Raw genomic sequence first — 21,500 nt, forward strand, 5'->3', positions numbered from 1 at the left:
TCTACTGCTCCTTCGGCAGGACGAGGACGAGCGGGCGGATAAGTTCACGGTCTGGTTCAAGCGAGGCGATCAGCGCGCGCTCCTCGGCGATGAGGTTCGCGGAGCGGCCAGCGCGCACGGTGGTCTGGCCGCCGTCCTTGGCGTACTGCCATTGATCCGCGCGGTCGATCCAATACTCGATGCGCTGTGATGCGTGATTGCGGGCCGCGGCCATCATCGGCTGGAGCTGGTTGTACGCCACCTCCACGGAGGAGGCGACGAGCTCCTGCGCGTTGTCGGGCAGGGTGAGCGTCTCCGGGTTGATGGCGTTTTCAGTCAGTCCGACGCTGCGAAGCCAGGCCACCGGGTCCTCGATGGTCTTGGGCAGCATGCCGCCTGCGACGGTGACAAAGGCGCGCGAAACCACCTGGCCGCGCTTGTTAGTCAGGGTCGCCATGAGCAGCACGGTGGGCATGTCCACCTCGCCCGCGATAGCAGTGATCTGGCCGGCGGACAGGGACGCCAGAGCGCGGTCGGCGGCCCAGTCCGTCACCGGGTGCAGGGGTCCTAGGAAGTGGGCCTTGGGCCACGTGGAGCCGTCCTGTCCCGTGCGGGCGTTGCGCAGAATCGTGTTGCCCACCGCGGTGTTGGTGGCCAGAAGGAACTTCTCGCGCACCTTGCGGTCCGCCAGGTAGTCCTGCGGCAGGATGTCCAGGCGACGGCACAGGTCCTCCGGCGGTGCGAGCTCAGCCACGCCGTTGTTGCCCAGTTCGTAGGCGACACCGTTGGCGCCGAGGGGTTTCTCCGGGGCACCGTAGAAGGCCTCTTTCAGGGCGTCTTCGAGGTAGCTGATCTCCGAGGCGTACAGGCTGGTGGTGTGCGCTGGGGCGACGGTTTGGCCCGGGGCGGGGGTGTCCGAGGGGTCGCTGCTAAGCCCAAAGCCCGACAGCCAGAAATCGATGAGGTCCTCCTCTGACTCCGCGTCGGTGTTGGCGATCTGCTCCGGGGTCTTCACCACATCGTCGAAGCCGGCCTGGTTCTGGATGACCTTGCGGATCTCCTCTTCCTCGCCGTTGATGGTGTGCTTGCCGATGAGCGAGCCGACGTCTCCAAGCAACGCATGCGCCTCGTTCTCACGGTTGATCAGCTTGGCCAGCACGTGCAGCTCGCCCACGTAGCCGCCCTGCTTCGTGTCCAACAGGAGTGCCGCGATCTGCGGGGGCTCCGTCTGCCCGTAGCGGTCCACGCGGCCGTTGCGCTGCTGAATGCGGATCAGCGACCACGGGATGTCGTAGTGGATCAGGTTGTGGCACAGGGTATGCAGGTTCACGCCTTCCGACGCCACGTCGCCAGTAATGAGGATGCGCAGCTTGGAGTCCTCTCGCTTGAACTCGTCCACCAGACGCATCTGCTCTTCGTCCGAAAGCCCGCCGTGCATGACCGCGACCGCAGCCGCCGGCATCTTCAGGTCCTTGGTCAGGTGCTCCTTGAGCCAATGCAGCGTGGCCACGCGCTCCGAGAACACCACCGCCCTAGTTTTCTTGCCCTTGCCCACGCCGATCTCCTGCAGGTAGTTCACCAGCGAGGCGTACTTGTTGGAGTTTTGGCGGGTGACCTTAGCGTTGAGCGTTTGGAGACGCTCCAGGGCCTGACGCTGATTGGTGTCAGATTCTGGGACGCGCTTGAGACGGTTGTCGATGGTCTCACCGAGTGCGGCGGGGGAGGAGAGGAACGCCTTGACCAACGTCCAGGGGAACAGGCGGTCCTGCGCCGGGTTGGCGTTCGTGTGGATCCAGGTCTGCTCCAGCTCGCCAGCGACGGCGTTTTCCTCCGCGGAGGCTTCCACCGGGATGTTTTTGGGCTCCTTGCGCTCCGCCCACTGCTCGCCGACCACGCTCGCCACCTCGTCGCTGTGGCGATGGCGACGGATGAGCAGGCGGGAGACCGCGTCTTTGTCGATCTCGCCGTTGGGCAGCACGGCGGTGGGGTCGAGCAGACGCAGGATCTCCTTGAAGCTCTCCGGATCGCCGTTGTGCGGGGTGGCAGACGCCAGCAGCAGCGCCTCCGTGGTGGGGGCGAGGGTGCGGGCCAGTTCATTATTCTGGGTGCCCACGTTGGTGGCGTTGTGGATCTCATCGATCACCACCGCGTCCCAACGCACCTTCTCCAGCTGGGCGCGGTACTTCGGGCTCTTCAGCGTGTCCATGGACACAATCACGCGGGGGAAGTACGTAAACGGGTTCCGGCTGGCCGGCAGCATCTGGCGCACGCGCTGGATACCCGTGGAGTCCAGGCGCACCAGCGGGATGGCAAAGCGGGACCACAGTTCCTGCTGGAACTGCTCCATGATGTGCTTCGGCGTGACCACCAGGATGCGCTCGCCGCGGCCGCGGCGAATCAGCTCGGAGAGGATCATGCCGATCTCGAGAGTCTTGCCCAGGCCGACGGCATCGGCGATGAGGACGCGGGGGCGGAGGTTGTCGTCGGAAAGCGCCTTGCGTACGGCGGTGAGCTGGTAATCCAGCGGATCCATGAGCATCTGATCCGCCACCGAGAGCTGCTCCTGGTACAGCGGAACCGGGGTTTGGCGCAGGGTGGTCTCCAGCCACAGGCGCGTCGTGCGGTAGCCGGGGGAGCGGTCCGGGACGACCTCCATCTTGGCGGGGTCAAAAACCTCCACGTCATCGATGGCGGTGTAGAAGCTCGCCGTGGTGTCGCGCACGTAATCCGACAGACCGCGAACCTTGAGCAGGTACCCGTCCACGGACTGGGTGACGCTGGTGATCAGCCACAACTCGTCGCGGACCTTAACCATGAGGCCGGGGGCGAAGGCGGTGGAGTTCGCCGCGTTGTCGGTGCGCGCTTCCGGCGCTGCTTCCTGCGTGGGAGAAGACATACTAGGCAGGTTATCCGGCGTGTGTGGGATGGGGGAGGTTTATATCGGACGGGTGTTTGGGCGGGGACTGGCGGGGGTGTTTCACGTGAAACTGCGTTGGTGTTGGGGCGCCAGCTAGATGACTGGCTGGTGGGTGTAGCCAGCCTCTGGCGTGTAGGTCCACTGCTCGTTGAGGTGGTCGATGAAGCTGATCTTGTCCACGCGCCAGGTGTTGGCGTACACCACGGGCTTAAACCTCTCGTTCTCGTTGATGGAGACGAGATTGCCCCAGCCATACTTCGTCGTTTTGTGCTCGATGAAGAACTCACCCACCGGAAGCGCGACCATCTGGTGAGACTCGTGGCAGGTCCGTTCCTTGTCCTTGCACTTGACCTCCACCCGGAAATCCTTCACCACCGTCGCACGCGGGCCCTTGTTACTGATCACCACTCCCCACTGGTTATCGTCCCGCTTCGCCCAGTAGGCGTAGACGCTCATCGCAACCGCATTGCGCCGTTGCTCCTCGTCCTTTTCGCGTTCCTCGTCCTTGAACTTCTGGCTGTCGTCGCGGGTTTTCTCCGCTAGCTCGTTGGCCTGCTTCGATGTCTGCAGAGCCATGGCGGCCAAAACTGCTGCGGCGACGGCTGCGATCGCCTCAATTAATGAAATGAAGGTTCCCATGAGGGCGAAAGTATCTCGGAGAGACCGAGTCCGCAGGGCGGGCAGAGGAACGCCTACCGCCCGGAGAAATCGCGCTGACCGAACGGCTGCCGGACAGGCACCCCGGTTTATTGCATCTCTGCAACTACTCTGCGGTAACGGCTACATAGTTGGCACTAACCGCGAGGTGCCCCTAAGGATGAGCGTCGTGCAGATAGCATTCGACCTGCGCAAACATTTTCAGAAAAACTTTTTTGCCCTACATGTAGACACACTGAGGGCGATAGTCTATATTCGCTTTTGGGCCCCTCCGCCCACGGTCCATCCCCCCGAGACCGGTTGAGCACTCACCCACCCCCCCATTTAGAGTGCGAGAAGGCGGAGGGGATTCCGCTATTCTTAGGAGTTTTCAAGCGGATACCCACCAAAAGGAGTGGCCCGCCACCTCGTGTTCTTAGGTGGCGGGCCGCGCTTCGAATTTCTCCGTGTCTAAGTATAAACACGGATTGATTAAAGGGAAGTGTAAACGCGAAATGTGTGGAAAGTCACACCCTTAGAAGCTGGAGCTGCCACCCCCGGCGCTAAATCCCGAGGAAGACACGGAGCTGCTGCTCGACGACGCAGCCTGTTCCGCCTGCACGTTGGACTCGTGCCAGGAGTGCATGTGCACGTACGGCACGTACCCGCCGTACCAGAACCCGGACTCGTACACCGCGGGCGCCGTCAGCTTCTCGTGCTCCTTGACGTCGCTGAACTGCTTCTTCTTCACTTGGTCCAGGATCACGCGGTAGTCGCCCAGCACGCGCACGAAGTCGTCCACGTAGGTGGGTGAGGAGGGGTTCGCGTCCAGCGCCTCGATGCGCTGCATCAGCAGGTCCAGCTCGCGGCGCAGGCCGGAATCCTCCACATCGCTGCGGGCGCGCAGCACGTCCTCGCGGATGGTGCTCAGGTCCGCCCGGCGCGTGGCCGGGTCGCCGTGTTCAACGCCAAAGAGGCGGTCGATGTTGTCCTCGGCGTTGGAGACGTGGTCCACACTCTCCGCGGCGTCCGCAAGCTGCTTGTGGTGCTTGTACACGTCCTTATCGTCGTCCATGTTGATGGAGCTGAGTCCCTGCGCGCCGTGCACCAGCTCGTTCATGCTCAGGAAGCGGTCGCGCACCTCGGCCCACTGGCGGCGCAGCGTCTCGTCCGCGAACGCCGAGGACAGCGAGTTCGCCCGGACATCCACCTCGTCCAGGCGGCCCGCGAGACGGGTGTACTCGTGGGTGACAAGCTCATAGTCCTCGCGGGCTTTCGCAATTGCTTTACGACGGTTATTCCGCACCGCCGCCACACCCGCACCAACCGCCGTGGTAACGCCGAACCCGCCCAGGGCGGCGCCGAAAACCGCCCCAGAGCGTTCGCCCTGCGCGTCGCTGAACTTCCGGTCCGAAAGCCCGTCCGCGTCCAAGGCCAGGTTCGCAGCGCGGAAGAGACCGGAGGGGATGTTCCCATCGTTTACGCCCGGTTTCATCGCATCGAGCAGGGATTCGCGGTACGTGTCGTCGTTAAGCATGAGCTCCTCGGTGACATCGTCGCCGCCGTAAATGAACGCCTGGCGCGGATCCAGGCCCACGCCCACGATGAGCACTCCGTCGGCGGGGCGGCCGTTTTCGCCCTTGGACTGGTCGATCAGCTCGGGGTACTGCGAGCGCAGCAGCTCCTCCACATCGTCGAGGATGTTCTCGTGGTTGGTTTCGAACACCATGTAGTGGAAATCCGTGACCACATCGGCCGCGTTGATGTTGGCGGTGTCGCGCTGGAGGCGCTGCTCGTCTTCAGGGGTCAGGACGTCCTGCGGGTCGTCGATAGTCGCGCTCGGCGCACCCGCTGCCTGGACGGTGTACTGATCGCGCTCCGGGGCGTCGATGGCGCTGTAGACGGCACCCGCACCACCAAGGCCGACAAGTGCGGCGACACCAAAGATGGCTGCTATCTCCTTCATCATTCCCATGTGCCCAGGGTAACCTCGTGTAAGGCGATGTGATGGTTTGGCGATACGCCTTTTACACGTGCCAGATCAGTGTCGGGTACCCGATTCACTAAAAGGAGATTGCCATGAAGCGCATCGCCACCGCTGCAGTTGCCGCAACCCTGTCCATGTCCGCTCTTTCCGCTCCGGCGTTCGCCGCTGACGCTGACACCGCCCCGGCCAAGGAGAACCAGGGCAGCTCCGCCCAGGCAGAGGGCGACCAGGCTGCAGGCGAAAAGGTCGGCTCCTCCGAGGTGTACAAGAAGTGCAAGGAGGGCAAGAAGGCCGAGTCCGAGCAGGGCAAGGACGCCACCGCCGGCAAGGACGGCGACAAGGCCGAGCCGGGCAAGGAGAAGGGCTCCAACAACGCCACCGGCGAGTGCATTCAGCAGCTCATCGACAACCCGGACACCAAGCCCGGCATCCTGGGTCTCCTGATCGGCGTGCCGCTCGCCCTCGTTGCACTGCTCGGCGCAGCAGCAGCTTTCTCCGGCTCCATCCCGGGTCTTTCCCTCCCGGCCATTCCGGACCTACCGATGTAAATAGGGTCCATCCGGCTTAGCCGCGTAGCCGAAATAGCCCGGTTCCCGCAGCGTGGGGGCCGGGTTATTGTTCTGCTACGTACCAGTACGAAAGTTCTCCCTCCGCTCACAAGGGTTTCGCAGACAGGCTCCGTAGAAAGTTTGTGATCCGGGCGAGACACCCGGGATCAATCCGACACGAGAAGGAGAATTATGTCTGCAAACACTCGTATTGCCGCATCGGCTACCGCACTCGTGCTGGCTGCCGCCGGCCTCACCGCCTGCAATGACAGTGACGGCGACACGGACACCACTGGCGTGAACCCGTCCGGTGCCGTGACCTCCGAGGACCCGGTTTCCGGCGGTTCTTCCTCCGGCGGTTCCATGTCCGACAGCTCCGCTGGTGGCTCTTCCGCGGGCGGTTCCTCTGTCGGCGGTTCCTCCGCAGACGGCTCGGTGTCTGACGGTTCCGCGGGCGGTTCCATGTCCGGCGGCTCCTCGGCAGGTGGCTCCTCCGCGGATGGCTCCGCATCCGGCGACACCGGCCTCGGCGGCGCGGAGATGACCGATTCCCCGCTGGGCGACGCTGAAATGACGGACTCCCCGCTGGGCGGCGCTGAGGCCCCGGAGGCGGTTGACCCGCTGAGCCCGCAGGTCACGCCGTAGGCTTAGCACCCGAAAAAGGCACCGGCGCGGAATATCCCTTCCTCCGCGCCGGTGCCTTTTCGTGATTAGAACGGCTCCTGCACCGCGCGGGTAATCACCACGGCGTCGGTATCAATGCGTTCGTGCAACTGCCTATCGTCGTCCTCCGGTCCATCCGACGTCAACAGCCACCCCGCCCACGCGTCCTTGCCGGGGGAGAAGTGTCCGTCACCCTTGCCGATGATGTTGAGCGTGGCATCGCGCAGCCACAGAGGACCGACCAACCCCGCATGCTCCGTTCCCTCGAGCGGGGCCACGTACGGCTGGTAGGCGACGGCGTTGAGGTCGGCCACGGTGGCGTCGAAAAGCCTCTGCGCCAGCAGCATGTGCTCGGGCGAGCCGAGGTAGACGATGGTGGTGAGTGACAGGGGGCCCTGCGGCTCGTCGCGAAGTGTGAGGTCCATGAGGCCCCCGAGGCTGGCAGGGAGGTGCGTCGGCGCGTCGTGGTCCTCGAAGAAGAATTTTTCGATGGCGTTGTCGCGGTTGGTGGTGGCGAAATCCACGAGCGCGTTGAGCTCGTACAGCCGCATCTGGTCCGGGGCGGGCAGGTTGTCGTATGCGGCCTGGCAGCGCAGGTCCCAGAGGGTGAACTCGTCCTCGATAGGGTGCGGGCGAGGGGAGACCGCCGAGATGACGGCGCCGCTCGTTTCGATGCGCTCGCGGTAGAGCTCGTACGCCTCCTCGAGGTCGCGCTCGTGGGCCACGAAGTGGGTGGTGACGATCTCGAAGGACATGCGCAAGAGGGTAGTCGATTGCGCCGGGCGCGGGGTGGTGCGGAGATCGGCGTTGTTTCACGTGAAACATGGCAAAAGAAAACCGCCCCGGAGGGCGGTCAGTGCGGCAGCAGGGGACTGCTACACAGCGGTGGAGCCGGTAGCGGGGGCGGCCGAAGGCTCGTCGATAGGCGACTGCTTGTGGATCTTGCCCGACGCGAACTTGTTCACGATGAGCGCGACCGCGCCGTCGCCAGTGACGTTGGCGGCGGTGCCGAAGGAGTCGACCACGATGTAGGACGCGATCATGAGCGAGAGCATCGAGTCGTCGAAGCCCAGGTTGGACTGCAGCAGGCCGGCAGCCGCCATGATGGCGCCGCCCGGCACGCCCGGGGCCGCGATCATCATGATGCCCAGCAGGAGGATGAAGCCGAAGATCTCGCTGCCAGAGACGTCCAGGCTGGCCATGTACACGATGGACAGCGTGTAGAGCATGATCTTCATCATCGAACCGGACAGCTGGATGGTGGCGCAAAGCGGGACCACGAAGCCGGCGACGTCCTCGTCCACGTTGTTTTTCAGCGTGGACTCATAGGTGACCGGGATGCTCGCGGCGGACGACGAGGTGCCCAGGGCGGTGAAGTACGCCGGCAGCATGTTCTTCAGGGCCTTGAACGGGTTCACGCCCGCGACCGCGCCGGCAACCAAGTACTGCATCAGCACGATGGCCACGGTCATAACCACGGACAGCAGCAGCACCACACCCATGGCGGCCATGGTGTCGCCGAAGTTCTCGTTCATGCCCAGGCCCAGGAAGGTGCCGAAGATGTACAGCGGCAGCAGCGGAATCACGAACGTGACCACGACCTTGAGCACGACGTCGTTGAGCTCTTGCAGCACGTTGTGCAGGTTGTCGGACTTCACCGCCGTCATGGCCAGGCCCACCACGAACGCGAGCAGCAGCGAGGACATAATCGCCAGCGGCGGCGGCATCTCCACGGTGAAGTAGGGGGTCAGGCCACCCTCGTCCGGGTCGGCCACGTTGGTAATCAAGTCCCTGCCGGCCAGCAGCTTCGGGTACAGCGCGGTGCCGGTGCCCCAGGCGATCAGGCCGGAGATGACGGTGGAGCTGAAGGCCACGCCCGCGGTGATGCCCAGCCACTTGCCGGCGCCGCGGCCCAGGCCCGCGATGGCGGGCGCGATGAGCGCGAAGATCAGCACCGGGACGAAGAAGCCGAGGAAGTTGGAGAACAGTCCGTTGAAGGTGATAAAGATGCGAGCAAGCCAGTCCGGGAAGAACAGGCTGCACAAGAACCCGAGGATGATGGCGACAACTACCCAGAAGAGTAGCGACCCTAAAAGCTTACTTTTCATGTGTCCAGAGTAGCCGGTGATTATACAGCAGACTGCATTTTTGGGGGCTTTTCTTTCGTGTCTACCCTCGCCGTATGCTTGGGAGCCATGAGCCCGTTTGAAAATATGAGCACTCTCAACGTCGTCGTCGGCATTATCTTTATCCTGCTGACCCTGCTTTTGCTCATCCCCGGCGCGCTGGCCTCTCTGGGCAACCTGCCGGGCAACAAGTGGTTCGGTCTGCACGTTCCGGCGGTGCGCAAGGACCGCGCGATTTGGGACCAGGCCCACAAGGTTGCCGGCCCGTTCTGGGTGTTGGCGGGTGTGGCGCTGGCGTTCGGCGCGGCGTTTTCCTTCATCGCCTCCGGGTGGATGTGGGTGCCGCCGGCGGTGGCGTTGGTGGCGGCCGTCGTCGCGGCGTCGTTGGGCGGCAACTTCGGCGCGCGTGCGGCCGCGGCGGTGGAGCAGGCGCGTGAGAAGCAGGCGGATGAGCCCAAGCCCGCAGTGAACATCGATGCTTTGCGACGAGCCGCCGGCCACGCCGACGAACAGAAGTAGGTGTCCATGACCTGGCAAGAAGCGATCCTGACCGTGTTGCGCAAGGCGGGCGAGCCGATGGCGTATAAGGACATTGCCGCCGAGATCGTCCGCCGCGGTTTAGTGGATGCCCCGCACATGAACCCGGAGATTGCCACCCACGCCGCCATTACCGGCCTGAAGGTGGACGGCGTGGTCGCCTCAGCGCCACGCGGAAAGTACCGTCTCCCTGAATAAAAAGCGCCCCGGAGTTTCGGTTCCGCTATAGTTGTCAATTGTGACGTACATGATTTCTTTGAACTGGTGGTGGCTCGCCTAACTGGCGCGCCCCCTTCGAAGTCACGGCCCGCCAGCTTGCACCCCAAGCGCCGCGGGCCTTTTTTCACCCTCGGTGCAATGAATACGACAGAACCGAGGACCACATGCATTACACCCACCGCGAGGTGCGCTACCACGAGGACGTGGCCAGCCTCTTCGCCCACATCGGTGGACTCGACGCGGAAGATTCCGTGCTGCTCGAGTCCGCCGACATCACCACCCGTAACGGCCTGCAATCCGTGGCGGTCCTGCGCGCGTCTGTGCGCGTGACCTGCACCGGCAACCGTGTGACCGTAGAGCCGCTGACCCCATCCGGCGAGGTCATCACAGCGGACCTTGGACTGGAGGAGTACCGGGTGGGGGAGGGCGTTTACGAGTTTCCCGCATCCATGGCCGCGGACGAGCGCGAGCGTCTCACCGCCCCGTCTTCCGCGGACGTGCTCCGTGCGCTGACCACGCGCGCCGGTTACGGCAACGAGGACTTCCCGTTTCTCGCCGGCGGCTTCGCCTACGACTACCTGGACTCTTTCGAGCCGCTGCCCTCTGTGGAGGTCGGCCCGAACACCTACCCGGACTTCCAGTTCGTGCTCGCCGAGGTTCTCCTGCGCATCAACCATGAAACATCCACGGCGTATCTCGCGGGCGTCGATGCGCATGGTGCTGGCATCGATCTTGAGCCGCTCGCGTCGCTTATCGACGCCCCCGTGCCCGCCTACGAACCAACCACCGGGGAGGCGAAGTGTGCCGTCGTCAAGGCGACTGTGCCCGACGCCGAATTCCGCGCGGACGTGGAGGGGCTGAAAGAGCACATCGCGAACGGGGACATCTACCAGGTGGTGCCGGCGCGGGCGTTCACGGCGGAGTGCGCGGACGCGTTCGGGGCGTACCGCCGGCTGCGGGAGTCTAACCCCTCGCCGTACATGTTCTACCTGCGCGGGCCCGGCTACGAGCTCTTCGGCGCCTCGCCGGAGTCCAACCTGAAGTTCGACCACGCAACGCGCCAGGTGGAGCTGTACCCGATCGCCGGTACGCGCCCGCGCGGGCTGAATCCAGACGAGACGGTCAACCACGAGCTGGACACGCGCATGGAGCTGCAGCTTCGCACCGACGCCAAGGAGGTCGCGGAGCACACCATGCTTGTGGACCTGGCGCGAAACGACATGGCGCGCGTGGCCGAGCCCCGCACCCGGCGAGTGCGCGAGCTGCTGCAGGTGGACCGCTATTCCCGCGTGATGCACCTGGTCAGCCGGGTCACCGCGACGCTTGCCTCAGACCTAGACGCGCTGGACGCCTACCGCGCCTGCATGAACATGGGCACGCTCACCGGCGCCCCGAAGCTACGCGCGACAGAGCTGTTACGCGGGGTGGAGGGCACCCGCCGCGGCTCCTACGGCGGGGCGGTGGGCTACCTGCATGGCAGCGGCGACTTCGACACCTGCATTGTCATCCGCTCCGCGTTCGTGGCCGACGGCGTCGCCACGGTGCAGGCCGGCGCGGGCGTGGTGCGCGACTCTATCCCGCAGGCCGAGGCCGACGAGACCCTGCACAAGGCCTACGCGGTGCTCCAGGCACTTGCCGCGGGCCGCGAATTGGAGGTGCGCAAGTGATCGTTTTGCTGGATAACCAGGACTCTTTCGTTTACAACCTGGTCGACGCGCTCGCCGGCTTCGACACCGTGGTCTACCGCAACACCGTCTCCGCCGACACTGTGCTCGGCGGCGGGCTCGGCGCGGACCCGGAGCTCATCGTGCTCTCACCGGGTCCCGGCTACCCCGCGGACGCTGGCTGCATGATGGAAGTCATCGAGCGCGCCCAGGGCCGCATCCCCATTCTGGGCATCTGCCTGGGCTACCAGGCTCTCATCGAGCACTTCGGCGGGCACGTCCAACCCTGCGGCCCCGAGCACGGCACCTCAGTTCCCATGAGGCTTACGGCGCCGCATCCGCTGTACCGCGGCCTCACGGTCGGCGTCGCTCCCGGCCAACCCGGCCTGGACGTGCCTGTTGCCCGCTACCACTCCCTAGGCGCGACCGAGGCACCCGCCGGGATCACGCCGCTCGCCTGGACGGACACCGCGATCGGCGAGGTGATCATGGCCGCCGAGACCGACGACGGCTACTCCATCGGCTTCCAATTCCACCCCGAATCCATCCTCACCCCCGCAGGGCCTCAGCTGTTGGAGCGATGCGTTGAACACCTGGTGCAGAAAGGACGCGACAATGGCTAACCACGTGGAGATTTTCCGCCGGTTCATCGACAACCCCGCCCCAACCTTGGAGGACGCGGTTGAGGCGTTCACCCCGCTGACCGTCGGCGACTACGACGACGTCCACATCGCGGCACTGCTCGCCACCATCCGGACCCGCGGCGAGACCTTCGCCGACATCGCGGGTGCGGCGAAGGCGTTCCTCGCCGCGGGACGGCCCTTCCCGGTGACGGGCAAGGGGATCATGGACACGGCGGGCACCGGCGGCGACGGCGCCAACACCATCAACATCACCACCGCCGCCTCCCTCATCGCCGCCGCCGGCGGGGTGAAGATGATCAAGTGCGGCAACCGCTCGGTGTCCTCCAAGTCCGGCTCGGCCGATGTGCTGGAGGCGCTGAACATCCCGCTGGACCTCGACCCGGAGCGCGCGGTGCGCCAGTTCGAGTCCTCGAACTTCACGTTCCTGTTCGCCCCGGCGTATAATCCAGCGATCGCTTTCGTGCAACCGGTGCGGAAGAAACTTGGAGTGAGCACGCTATTTAATACGATGGGCCCATTATTGAGTCCCGCAAGACCTGAATTCCAAATAATGGGGATTGCCAATTATAAGCTTGCGACCACTATTGCGGAGACCATGAGATCGCTCGGCCGTTCCCGCGCGCTTGTAGTGCACGGCGCCGGCACGGACGAGATCGCGGTCCACGGCGAGACCCTGGTCTGGGAGCTCAAGGACGGAGCGATTTCTCACTATACCGTGGAGCCGGCGGAGCTTGGCGTCGATAGGCATACGCTCGAGGACCTCCGCGGAGGCGACGGCGAGCACAACGCCGCCGCCATGCGCGCGACCTTCGCGGGGGAGGGGCCGGCCGCACACCGCGACGCCGTGGCCGTGAACGCGGGCGCGATGTTCTACCTCTACGGCATTGCGGATTCGCTCGCCGAGGGCACCGCGCATGCGAAGCAGTTGCTTGCCGACGGCTCCGTGTCCCAGTGGCTCACCACCCACGAGGAGGCGGACTACAGTGGCTAAGATTTTGACCGAAATCGTGGCGAACCGACAACGTCACATTGACGGAATTAGACAACGTATCGGTCACGTTGCTTTCGACACGTTACGTTATTCTGAGCGGTCCCTCTACGACGCTCTGGCCGCCCCGGGCGCCTCCTACATCATGGAGTGCAAGTCCGCCTCGCCCTCGCTCGGCACGATCCGCGAGGACTACAAGCCGGGGGAGATCGCGAGCATCTACTCGCGCTACGCCTCGGCGATCTCAGTACTGTGCGAGCCCGACTACTTCGGCGGGAACTACGACCACCTCGCCACCGTCGCCGCCACCACGCACCTGCCTGTGCTGTGCAAGGACTTCATCGTCGACGAGGTGCAAATCTACGCCGCCCGCTACTTCGGCGCGGACGCGGTGCTGCTGATGCTGTCGGTGCTCTCGGACGAGGAGTACACGCACCTGGCCTCGGTCGCGGAATCGCTGCGCATGGACGTGCTCACCGAAGTCATCGACGAGGACGAGGCCGCGCGGGCCGCGAAGTTGGGCGCCAGGATCTTCGGCGTGAACCACCGCAACCTCCACGACCTTTCCATCGACCTCGACCGCTCCGCCCGCCTGGCCGCACTCGCTCCGGCCGGGGCAGTGGTGGTGGCCGAATCCGGTATTCGCGGCGCCGCGACCGTTCGCCGGCTCGGCGGACACTCGGACGCGTTCCTTGTCGGCTCGCAGCTGACCTCCCAGCCGGACATCGACCGCGCCTGCCGCGATCTGGTGTACGGGCCGAACAAGGTCTGCGGCCTGCGTTCCGCATCCGCTGCCCAAGCGGCGAAGACGGCCGGCGCGGTCTACGGCGGCCTGATCTTCGAGGAAGCCTCCCCACGCAATGTTTCACGTGAAACGGCCACGGAGATCATCGCCGCGGAGCCGGGGCTGGACTACGTTGCGGTGTCGCGCCGCACCGAGGGCTACGACCACCTAGTCCAGCCCGGCATCACCGCTGTGCAGGTCCACGCCCCATACCAGGGCTCGATCGAGGCGGAGCACGCGTTGATCGCGCGCGTCCGCGATGAGGTCGAGGTCCAGGTGTGGCGCGCAGTCGACATGACCGGGCCCAATGATGCGGCGGGCGTGGCGGAGCTCGTCGATAAGCTTGTGCTCGATTCCGGCGCCGGCGGGACGGGGGAGCGCTTCGACTGGTCGCGCATTCCCACCACCGACGCGCTGCTCGCCGGCGGCCTGACCCCCGACAACCTCACCGACGCGCTGCGTACCGGCTGCTCCGGCCTCGACCTCAACTCCGGCTTCGAAGACCCCCGCGGCCACAAGGACGCCGCCGCCTTGCGACGAGGCTTCGCCACCGTCCGCAATTTCCACACTTAAGGACAAAAACATGACCCTGCTCCCTGCCTACTACGGCGAGTTCGGCGGACAGTTCGTCCCCGAGTCGCTCATCCCGGCGCTCGACCAGCTTGAGCGAGCCTTCGTCGACGCGTTCAACGACGAGGCGTTCATGGCCGAATACCGCGGCCTGCTCCGCGACTACCTCGGCCGACCCACCCCGCTCACCGAGTGCCGCAACCTGCCGCTGGAAGGCAACGCGCGCATCTTCCTCAAGCGCGAGGACCTCGTCCACGGCGGCGCGCACAAAACGAACCAGGTGATCGGCCAGGCGCTGCTTGCCAAGCAGATGGGCAAGACCCGCATCATCGCGGAGACCGGCGCGGGCCAGCACGGCACCGCCACCGCGCTCGCCTGCGCGCTGCTCGGCCTGGAGTGCGTGATCTACATGGGCAAGACCGACATGGAGCGCCAGGCGCCGAACGTCTACCGCATGCGGTTGATGGGCGCGGAGGTCGTCGGAGTGGAATCCGGCGCGGGCACGCTCAAAGACGCGGTGAACGAGGCGCTCCGCGACTGGACCGCCACCTTCCACGAATCCCACTACCTCCTTGGCACCGCGGCCGGGCCGCACCCGTTCCCGAAGATCGTCAAAGAGTTCCACCGCGTGATCTCCACCGAGGCCCGCGCCCAGATCCTCGAACGCACCGACCGACTCCCGGACGTCGTGGTCGCCTGCGTCGGCGGCGGCTCCAACGCGATTGGCACATTCGCCGACTTCATCGACGACACCAGTGTCGAGCTCGTCGGCGCCGAGCCCGGGGGAGAGGGCTTCGGCCTCGGCGCCCACGGCGCGGCCATCGCCCAGGGCACGACCGGCCTGCTCCACGGCACGTACTCCTACCTGATGTGCGACGAGGACGGCCAGGTGCAGGATTCCTACTCCATCTCCGCCGGCCTGGACTACCCGGGCGTGGGCCCGGAGCACGCGCACCTGGCCAAGTCCGGCCGCGCGAAGTACGTGCCCGTCACCGACGACGAGGCCCTCGACGCCTTCCAGGCACTGTCGCGCCACGAGGGCATCATCCCCGCGCTCGAGTCCTCCCACGCTCTCGCCTACGCCCTCAAGCGTGTCGCCGACCACCCCGCCGGCGCGGAGCCGCTGCACATCCTGGTCACCCTGTCCGGCCGCGGCGACAAAGACATCGCCCACGTGCGAGCTTCGCTCGACAAGAAGGAGAAGTAAATGAACCGCTACGACAAGCTCTTCGCTAAAGTAGAAGGCGCGTTCGTGCCCTTCATCATGCTCTCGGACCCGACCCCGGAGGACGCGGTGGAGATCGTCTCCGCCGTCGTCGATGCCGGCGCGAACGCCGTTGAGCTCGGCGTGCCGTTCTCCGACCCCGTCGCAGATGGCCCCGCCATTCAGGGTGCGCATGTGAGGGCGTTGGCGGGCGGAGCAACCGTCGATAAGGCGATTGCGCAAATCCGCACCATCCGCAGCCGCTACCCGGAGCTGCCCATCGGCATGCTGGTGTACGGCAACGTCGCGCACAAGCGCGGCCTCGAGCGCTTCTACGGCGAGTTCAAGGAGGCAGGTGCGGACAGCATTTTGCTTCCCGACGTCCCCGTGCGCGAATCCGCCCCCTTCAGCGCAGCCGCCACCGCGGCCGGCATCGACCCAATCTACATCGCCCCGGCGAAGGCGTCGAAGGCCACGCTCGAGGCTGTGGCCGCGAACTCGCGCGGCTACATCTACGCCATCTCCCGCGACGGCGTGACCGGTGCGGACAAGGAGGCGACGGTGGAGGGCCTGCGCGAGGTCGTCGACAATGTGCAGAAGTTCGGCGGGCCGCCGGTGCTACTGGGCTTCGGCATCTCGAAGCCACAGCACGTGCGCGACGCGATCGCCGCGGGGGCCGCGGGTGCGATCACCGGCTCGGCCATCACCACCATCATCGACACGTACATCGAGGGTAACCGTGTGACCGACATGGACGCGCTGAAAACCGAGCTGAGTGAGTACGTCACCGCGATGAAGGGCGCTACGATCGCATCATGACCTGTTCACGACGCATGTTCCTGCTCGGCACCGCAACCACGTTTGCCGGTGCGTTCCTCGCCGCCTGCGGAGAGGCGGCCCCCGAAGAAGTTGCCAAGACCGACGTGCCCGTCGGCTCTGCGGTGATCCTGGATAAGTTCATCATCGCCCAGCCCACCGCCGGCACCTACGTGGCCTACTCGAGTGTGTGCCCGCACCAGCAGAAGAAGATCACCAAGGTCGAGGGCGACACCGTCAAGTGCACCGCCCACGGCTCGGTGTTCAACATCGCCGACGGCGCCCGCGTCTCCGGCCCGGCCGTCACAGGGATGCGCGAGGTCTCAGTGACCGACGGCGGCGACAAAGTCTCCGTTTCCGAGTAAATGAAGAAGCTCGACCCGCTTCTCGTCGGCATCGTTGTCGCGGCGGCGCTCGCGTTCGTGCTGCCCGCCAAGGGCGCGTTCGCGGACGGGTTCGCCGTCGCGGTGAAGCTGGGCATCGCGCTGTTGTTCTTCCTCTACGGCGCGCGCCTGTCCACCCAGGAGGCGCTCAAGGGCCTGACCAACTGGCGTCTGCACGCGCTGATCCTGGCGTTCACGTTTGCCATCTACCCGGTCATCGGCTTGCTCGTGCGCCCGACGACGGCGTTCATGTCCGCAGACCTGTACCAGGGCCTGCTGTTCATGTCGCTCGTGCCGTCCACCGTCCAGTCCTCAGTGGCGCTCACCGGGGTGGCGCGCGGCAACGTCTCGGGCGCGGTCGTGGCGGCGTCTGTGTCCTCGCTCGTTGGAGTGGTCGCCACGCCGCTGCTTGTGATGTGGCTGATGGGCGCCGGCGACGGGGTGTCCGTGGACGCCTCCGTGTTCGGCGACATCGCGCTGCAGCTGCTCCTCCCGTTCATCTTGGGCCAGCTCGCGCACAACTTCGTCCCGCGGGTGGGGGAGCTGGCCAAGTCGAAGGCGACCAAGATCGTGGACCGCGGCTCTATCTGGATGGTGGTCTACTCCGCCTTCTCGCGCGGCGTCGTCTCCGGCGTGTGGTCGAATGTCTCCGCGTGGGAGATCGTGTTCCTCACCGTGTTCTCGTGCGTGCTGGTCGTCGCTATGCTGTGGCTGACCCGCATCCTCCCGGAGGCGTTGCACTTCCCGCGTGAGGACCGCGTCGCCATCCAAATGTGCGGCACCCAGAAGTCGCTCGCGACCGGCCTACCCATGGCCACCGTCATCTTCGGCGGCGCCTCGCTCGGCGTGCTGATCATTCCGCTGATGATCTACCACATGTGCCAACTGGTCATCTGCTCAGCGTACGCCTCCCGAATTTCCTAGGAGTTTCACGTGAAACATTTCGTCCGCATCCACTACAACGTCCCCGAACTCGGCGGCGAGCTGCTCAACATCGCCGAACTCGAGGAAATCTCAGCCCACGAGTGCACCATGGTGCGCATGATTGAACTCGACCCGGCCGAGACCATCACCGGCATCTACGTCGACGGCCGCGTCATCGGCCAGGCAAACCAGCCCATGGGTACCGTCCCACACCCGCGCACCTACGACTCCATGGAAGGCATCACCGCCACCCACCTCAGCGAGGAGGAGTTCGAGGGCCTCTGGTCCGAGGCTCAGGCAAAGCTGCAATAGCTTATCGACGTCCGTCCGGCCCGCCCCGCCACCGGCGCGGGCCTTTTTCGTTGGTGGACCCCAATAGTTGGTGGTGCCGGAATTGTCCGCAATGCGGAGTTGTGGGGGACAGGGTCCGTCAGGCAAAGGGACCGGACGACAACGCCACTACGAGAGTGATCGGCCAGGCAAACAGGGTAAGAACAGACAATATCCCCAGCAGGGGGCGCTTATCCCGCACCGCGATGACAAACCCCAGAACAGATACCGCGATCAAGGCAACCCAATAAAGCCATTGGCCCCACACGGGAACGCGGTCCCCCATAAACGGTGTTGCGATCCAAACCGCGAGAAAAATCGGGTAGATATACGCGGTGCGGTGAGCTTTCTCCATAGTCCGGCACCTCTTCCTTACTGTGCGCTACTGACAACCACCATACGTTGTGGCCATCCCAACATTCCCGCATCTGTCCGCAATACGGCACCGTTTCGTTGGCTCTTACCAACTATTGGTGGAGGCGGAATTGTCCGCAATGCGGAGTTCGGTGTGGTCTGAGGGGCGGGCATGGGCGGAGCTGACGTCGATAAGCAATAGCCAATAGTTGGTGAGTTCCCACTAGTCCGCAATGCGGAGTTGCGGACAACTTATAGCAATCGCTATAAACCGCATTTCCGCAGGTCAAAGGAATGTCGGGGGGGAGTTTTATAATGTCCACATTCGCACTCGCATTCGCCTCAAGGGGGCCCGAAATGACCGCCGCAGTTGCCTCAGAATCCAACCCAATCGCCATTGCATTAAGCCAGCAAATTGAAGACTCTCACCGCGCAATGACCCAGAGCAAAGCAGAGCTGTTGTCCGCAATTCAAACGTTTGATGAACTCGCACTTGCTATCGAATGCGGCTCGTCGACCACCGCGCACTTCCTCATGCGCCGCCTGGGCGTGTCATCCTCAACCGCCCACGAGTACGTCAGCGTCGCGCACCGCCTGAGGCCCTTCCGTTACCTCCACAAACACTTCACTGCCGCTGCGCTGAGCTACTCGGTGGTGCGGCTGCTTCTGAAGTACATGACGCCCGAAAATGAGCGTGAACTGGTAGATCTCGCCCTCGGAATGGGTTACCACGAGCTCGAATGCGCGCTGGCGGGGAAGAAGCCGCAGGACGGGGAGGACGACGACAGCCCGCAGTACTACCTGAGCCTGCACAAGCGCGACAACGGCGATATCGCGTTCCACGGCAATATGAATGCAGCGGACGGCGCCGGGTTCATCGCAGCGCTGAAGATCGGGGAGATCGCGTACTGCGACCTCAACGAGGTACTCGAGGACCTGGACCCCGAGGTTAACGGTGAAGTCGACATCGCCCTGGAGCGCGCCGAGGAGGTGGAGGAAAACCGCCCCGCGCGGAAGACAGTCTCCGGCTACGGGCTGCCGATCGGGCGGATGCTGCTGCGGGCGCTCATGGGCATCGTTCACATGGCGCGCACGACGCCGCGCAACACACTGACCACCCCGGGCGCTCACGTGAACATTCTGGCCACACCGGACGGTCGCGGGTATATGCCCAACAACGTGGGCGCGCCATCGAAAGCCATTGCAAGCTTGCTCGCTAACGCGGACATACGCCTATCGACGGTCAACTCCGACGGCCTCATCCTCAACACCGGACGCAAACAGCGCCTGGCAACAAACGGGCAAGTCAACGCGCTGCTGGCGATGTGGGGCGGGCAGTGCGCGGCACCGGGGTGCACGCACACGCGCTTCATCGAAATCCACCACATCGAGGACTGGGCCAGCGGCGGTCTCACCGACCTGGAGAACCTCCTGCCGCTGTGCTCCGCCTGCCACTCCCTGGTTACGGAGGGGTATCTGCAGACGTTGAAGGAGCGATCAGACATCCACTTCGTCTATCGCGACGGGACGCGCTTCGTGTCCACGAACTACTCCCTGCCGCAGCGCAACGACACCATGCGGACCATGGAGGAGTGCAACTGGTCCTTCAACGACCAGTGAGGCTTAGAAGAACTGCTCAACGGCCGGCACACCCGGGACACCCGGGATCTTGCCCGCTGCGGCCGCGGCGGCACCTACGAGTGCCAAGACGCCTGCGGCGATGCCGGTGCCGACGAGGATGTCGTAGGTGGTGCCGACCTTGTAGCCGCGGGCTGCGTCGTTCTTCAACGAGGAGGTGGCGCTCTTCGGCACCTGGTTCTTCTCAGAGGAGCTCTTGAACGGGCCGGAGTAGCCGGTGCCCGGATTCAGTTCTTCGCGGACCCTTGCCTGGGCTTTGTAGCCAGCGAGATAGGCGTCGTTGACGTCGGACGCCTTCTTCGGGTTCACTGCCGTCTCCAAGTTCTCCAGCGTGTCGTTCAACGTGTCCTCTTCAGCCTGTGCCGGGACGGCCGCAATGGACAGTGCAGTGGTTGCGGCCAAGGTAGCTGCGGTGATGCCCTTCATTGGAAACTCCTTTGTGCGAATCTGACGTTAAATAACCCGGAACCGGGCTCGCGACAGTAAAACACACGTTTCCGCAGGTATTCAACCTTGTCGGAAGGTGTAACACCGGGCTTCCTAGTGACGATATACATAGCTCCCAATGCGCAAAAACTCCCCTCCCGAGCAGGGGAGAGGAGTTCAGATAGTGGGTCTAAGCGGTGGGGCTTAGAACGGGAGCTGGCCAGCCAGCTGCGGCGGCAGAACGCCAGCAGCCTTTGCGCCGTAGCCGATCAGGCCGAGGCCAGCGACGGAGACAGCGATCCAGGTCAGGATCCAGCCAGCCTGGGTTGCACGGTATGTCTCTTCGGCGGACGAGCCTGCCTCGATAGAACCGCCCATCATCTGGCCAGCACCCTCGGTCTCCGGTGCAGCGCCAAGACCCTTGTCACCAACGATGCCGAGGAGCTTGAATGCCTCGACACCCTGACGAGCCCCCTCGAGCTCGTTGTTCGGCTTCGGAGCTGCCTGCGCCGGAGCGACAGCGAGGGACATTGCGGTTGCTGCGGCCAGGGCAGCGGCGGTAAAGCGCTTCATGGGACTCTCCTAGGTAGAAGCTGACGGAATAATGCCAGAAATCTGGACTACCGGCATTAAACCACATATATATGCAGCTCACAACTTTGAAAATATCAGTAACGCGACACAAGTTTCTGACGATTAATAGCGCCTTAAAGCACCGCGGTGAAACCGGCAAAAGAAAATCGCCGCCCCGACAGCGGGACGGCGATGTGCGCGGTTGCGCTTAGAGCGGCAGATCCGGGATAGAAATCGTGCCGGCGGGGATCAAGCCTGCGGCCTGCGCGGCGTAAGCGATAATGCCCAGTCCTGCTGCTGCGACAGTGGCCCACAGAACGAACCATCCGAACTGCAGCCAACCGACAGCGGTGTTGATGCTGGAGCCGGCATCGACAGAGCCCTCGACAGTGGCGATACCCGCACGAAACGCCCCCTCCGTGTTCGGAATCAGGCCTTCCGCGCTCGCCGGAGAGACGGCGATCCCGGCGGTAAGGGCAGCGGTTGCAGTGGCGATAGAGACAGCGCGCTTGACGTTCATGAGAGCTCCTCAAGGGTAGGTTCGGGCCAGCTGTGAATTACCTGGCTACCATCTATTAGACACGACCAAC

The 21,500-nt window shown here is 64.5% G+C and carries 23 protein-coding genes; 14 read left to right on the forward strand and 9 right to left on the reverse strand.

The window, feature by feature from the left end; genetic code table 11:
* Position 1: 1 nt before the first annotated feature.
* From CAFEA_RS11070 to CAFEA_RS11080, 3 genes are all read right to left on the reverse strand, one after another.
* Complete coding sequence (locus CAFEA_RS11070) at positions 2-2,875, reverse strand: DEAD/DEAH box helicase (protein WP_063937049.1); 2,874 nt, start codon at positions 2,873-2,875, stop codon at positions 2-4.
* A 114-nt stretch (positions 2,876-2,989) separates the two neighbouring features.
* Positions 2,990-3,535: a hypothetical protein gene (locus CAFEA_RS11075; RefSeq protein ID WP_076589989.1), complete on the reverse strand. Its 546-nt coding sequence runs from the start codon at positions 3,533-3,535 to the stop codon at positions 2,990-2,992.
* A gap of 532 nt (positions 3,536-4,067) precedes the next feature.
* Positions 4,068-5,507, reverse strand: a complete 1,440-nt coding sequence (locus CAFEA_RS11080; protein WP_063937051.1) for a DUF5129 domain-containing protein — start codon at positions 5,505-5,507, stop codon at positions 4,068-4,070.
* Positions 5,508-5,611: 104 nt separating this feature from the next.
* On the opposite strand from CAFEA_RS11080, the gene CAFEA_RS11085 reads away from it, so the two are divergent.
* Entirely contained in the window at positions 5,612-6,067 is a 456-nt protein-coding gene (locus CAFEA_RS11085; protein ID WP_063937052.1) for a hypothetical protein, read from the forward strand.
* Positions 6,068-6,259: 192 nt separating this feature from the next.
* Positions 6,260-6,712 (forward strand): hypothetical protein, encoded by a 453-nt coding sequence (locus tag CAFEA_RS11090; RefSeq protein WP_063937053.1) that lies wholly within the window; start codon positions 6,260-6,262, stop codon positions 6,710-6,712.
* A 65-nt stretch (positions 6,713-6,777) separates the two neighbouring features.
* Here CAFEA_RS11090 and CAFEA_RS11095 read toward each other — a convergent pair whose 3' ends face one another.
* Both CAFEA_RS11095 and CAFEA_RS11100 read right to left on the reverse strand, forming a co-directional pair.
* Positions 6,778-7,485 (reverse strand): hypothetical protein, encoded by a 708-nt coding sequence (locus CAFEA_RS11095; RefSeq protein WP_063937054.1) that lies wholly within the window; start codon positions 7,483-7,485, stop codon positions 6,778-6,780.
* A gap of 120 nt (positions 7,486-7,605) precedes the next feature.
* A complete protein-coding gene (locus tag CAFEA_RS11100; RefSeq protein ID WP_063937055.1) occupies positions 7,606-8,838 on the reverse strand; it encodes a dicarboxylate/amino acid:cation symporter in 1,233 nt (410 codons plus the stop codon).
* Positions 8,839-8,925: 87 nt separating this feature from the next.
* Between CAFEA_RS11100 and CAFEA_RS11105 the strand changes: the two genes are divergently transcribed.
* The 11 genes from CAFEA_RS11105 to CAFEA_RS11155 all read left to right on the forward strand — a co-directional run bounded on the left by CAFEA_RS11105 (position 8,926) and on the right by CAFEA_RS11155 (position 17,901).
* On the forward strand, positions 8,926-9,375 hold the full coding sequence (locus CAFEA_RS11105) for an SdpI family protein (RefSeq protein WP_253704897.1): 450 nt from the start codon (positions 8,926-8,928) through the stop codon (positions 9,373-9,375).
* 6 nt (positions 9,376-9,381) lie between these two features.
* Positions 9,382-9,591, forward strand: coding sequence for a winged helix-turn-helix domain-containing protein (locus CAFEA_RS11110; protein WP_126858153.1), 210 nt, complete (start codon positions 9,382-9,384; stop codon positions 9,589-9,591).
* A 185-nt stretch (positions 9,592-9,776) separates the two neighbouring features.
* Positions 9,777-11,279: an anthranilate synthase component 1 gene (locus CAFEA_RS11115; protein ID WP_063937058.1), complete on the forward strand. Its 1,503-nt coding sequence runs from the start codon at positions 9,777-9,779 to the stop codon at positions 11,277-11,279.
* The gene (locus CAFEA_RS11120) at positions 11,276-11,899 is read left to right on the forward strand and encodes a glutamine amidotransferase-related protein (RefSeq protein ID WP_063937059.1); all 624 of its coding nucleotides are present in this window, start codon (positions 11,276-11,278) and stop codon (positions 11,897-11,899) included. The genes CAFEA_RS11115 and CAFEA_RS11120 overlap by 4 nt, the downstream gene beginning before the upstream one ends.
* Positions 11,892-12,911: an anthranilate phosphoribosyltransferase gene (gene trpD, locus CAFEA_RS11125; RefSeq protein WP_063937060.1), complete on the forward strand. Its 1,020-nt coding sequence runs from the start codon at positions 11,892-11,894 to the stop codon at positions 12,909-12,911. The genes CAFEA_RS11120 and trpD overlap by 8 nt, the downstream gene beginning before the upstream one ends.
* On the forward strand, positions 12,904-14,265 hold the full coding sequence (gene trpCF, locus CAFEA_RS11130) for a bifunctional indole-3-glycerol-phosphate synthase TrpC/phosphoribosylanthranilate isomerase TrpF (RefSeq protein ID WP_063937061.1): 1,362 nt from the start codon (positions 12,904-12,906) through the stop codon (positions 14,263-14,265). Before trpD ends, trpCF begins: the two co-directional genes overlap by 8 nt.
* Positions 14,266-14,275: 10 nt before the next feature.
* Complete coding sequence (gene trpB, locus CAFEA_RS11135) at positions 14,276-15,469, forward strand: tryptophan synthase subunit beta (protein WP_063937062.1); 1,194 nt, start codon at positions 14,276-14,278, stop codon at positions 15,467-15,469.
* Complete coding sequence (gene trpA, locus CAFEA_RS11140) at positions 15,470-16,285, forward strand: tryptophan synthase subunit alpha (protein WP_063937063.1); 816 nt, start codon at positions 15,470-15,472, stop codon at positions 16,283-16,285.
* Entirely contained in the window at positions 16,282-16,647 is a 366-nt protein-coding gene (locus CAFEA_RS11145; protein ID WP_394326878.1) for a Rieske (2Fe-2S) protein, read from the forward strand. Before trpA ends, CAFEA_RS11145 begins: the two co-directional genes overlap by 4 nt.
* Positions 16,648-17,589, forward strand: coding sequence for a bile acid:sodium symporter family protein (locus CAFEA_RS11150; protein WP_063937065.1), 942 nt, complete (start codon positions 16,648-16,650; stop codon positions 17,587-17,589). It begins immediately after the preceding gene.
* Positions 17,590-17,598: 9 nt separating this feature from the next.
* Positions 17,599-17,901 (forward strand): hypothetical protein, encoded by a 303-nt coding sequence (locus tag CAFEA_RS11155; RefSeq protein ID WP_063937066.1) that lies wholly within the window; start codon positions 17,599-17,601, stop codon positions 17,899-17,901.
* A gap of 118 nt (positions 17,902-18,019) precedes the next feature.
* Here the strand turns inward: CAFEA_RS11155 and CAFEA_RS11160 are convergent, their stop codons facing one another.
* Entirely contained in the window at positions 18,020-18,274 is a 255-nt protein-coding gene (locus CAFEA_RS11160; protein WP_063937067.1) for a hypothetical protein, read from the reverse strand.
* Positions 18,275-18,630: 356 nt separating this feature from the next.
* Here CAFEA_RS11160 and CAFEA_RS11165 point away from each other — a divergent pair, with 356 nt between their 5' ends.
* Positions 18,631-19,893, forward strand: a complete 1,263-nt coding sequence (locus CAFEA_RS11165) for an HNH endonuclease signature motif containing protein (protein WP_063937068.1) — start codon at positions 18,631-18,633, stop codon at positions 19,891-19,893.
* 3 nt (positions 19,894-19,896) lie between these two features.
* On the opposite strand, the gene CAFEA_RS11170 is transcribed toward CAFEA_RS11165, so the two are convergent.
* The 3 genes from CAFEA_RS11170 to CAFEA_RS11180 form a co-directional block, all read right to left on the reverse strand.
* Positions 19,897-20,337: a hypothetical protein gene (locus CAFEA_RS11170; protein ID WP_063937069.1), complete on the reverse strand. Its 441-nt coding sequence runs from the start codon at positions 20,335-20,337 to the stop codon at positions 19,897-19,899.
* Between the two features lie 204 nt (positions 20,338-20,541).
* The gene (locus tag CAFEA_RS11175) at positions 20,542-20,910 is read right to left on the reverse strand and encodes a hypothetical protein (RefSeq protein WP_063937070.1); all 369 of its coding nucleotides are present in this window, start codon (positions 20,908-20,910) and stop codon (positions 20,542-20,544) included.
* Between the two features lie 208 nt (positions 20,911-21,118).
* Positions 21,119-21,430, reverse strand: coding sequence for a hypothetical protein (locus CAFEA_RS11180; protein ID WP_063937071.1), 312 nt, complete (start codon positions 21,428-21,430; stop codon positions 21,119-21,121).
* Between the last annotated feature and the right edge of the window lie 70 nt (positions 21,431-21,500).

It is taken from the genome of Corynebacterium afermentans subsp. afermentans (assembly GCF_030408355.1).
In the GTDB taxonomy this organism is placed as follows: Bacteria; Actinomycetota; Actinomycetes; order Mycobacteriales; family Mycobacteriaceae; genus Corynebacterium; species Corynebacterium afermentans.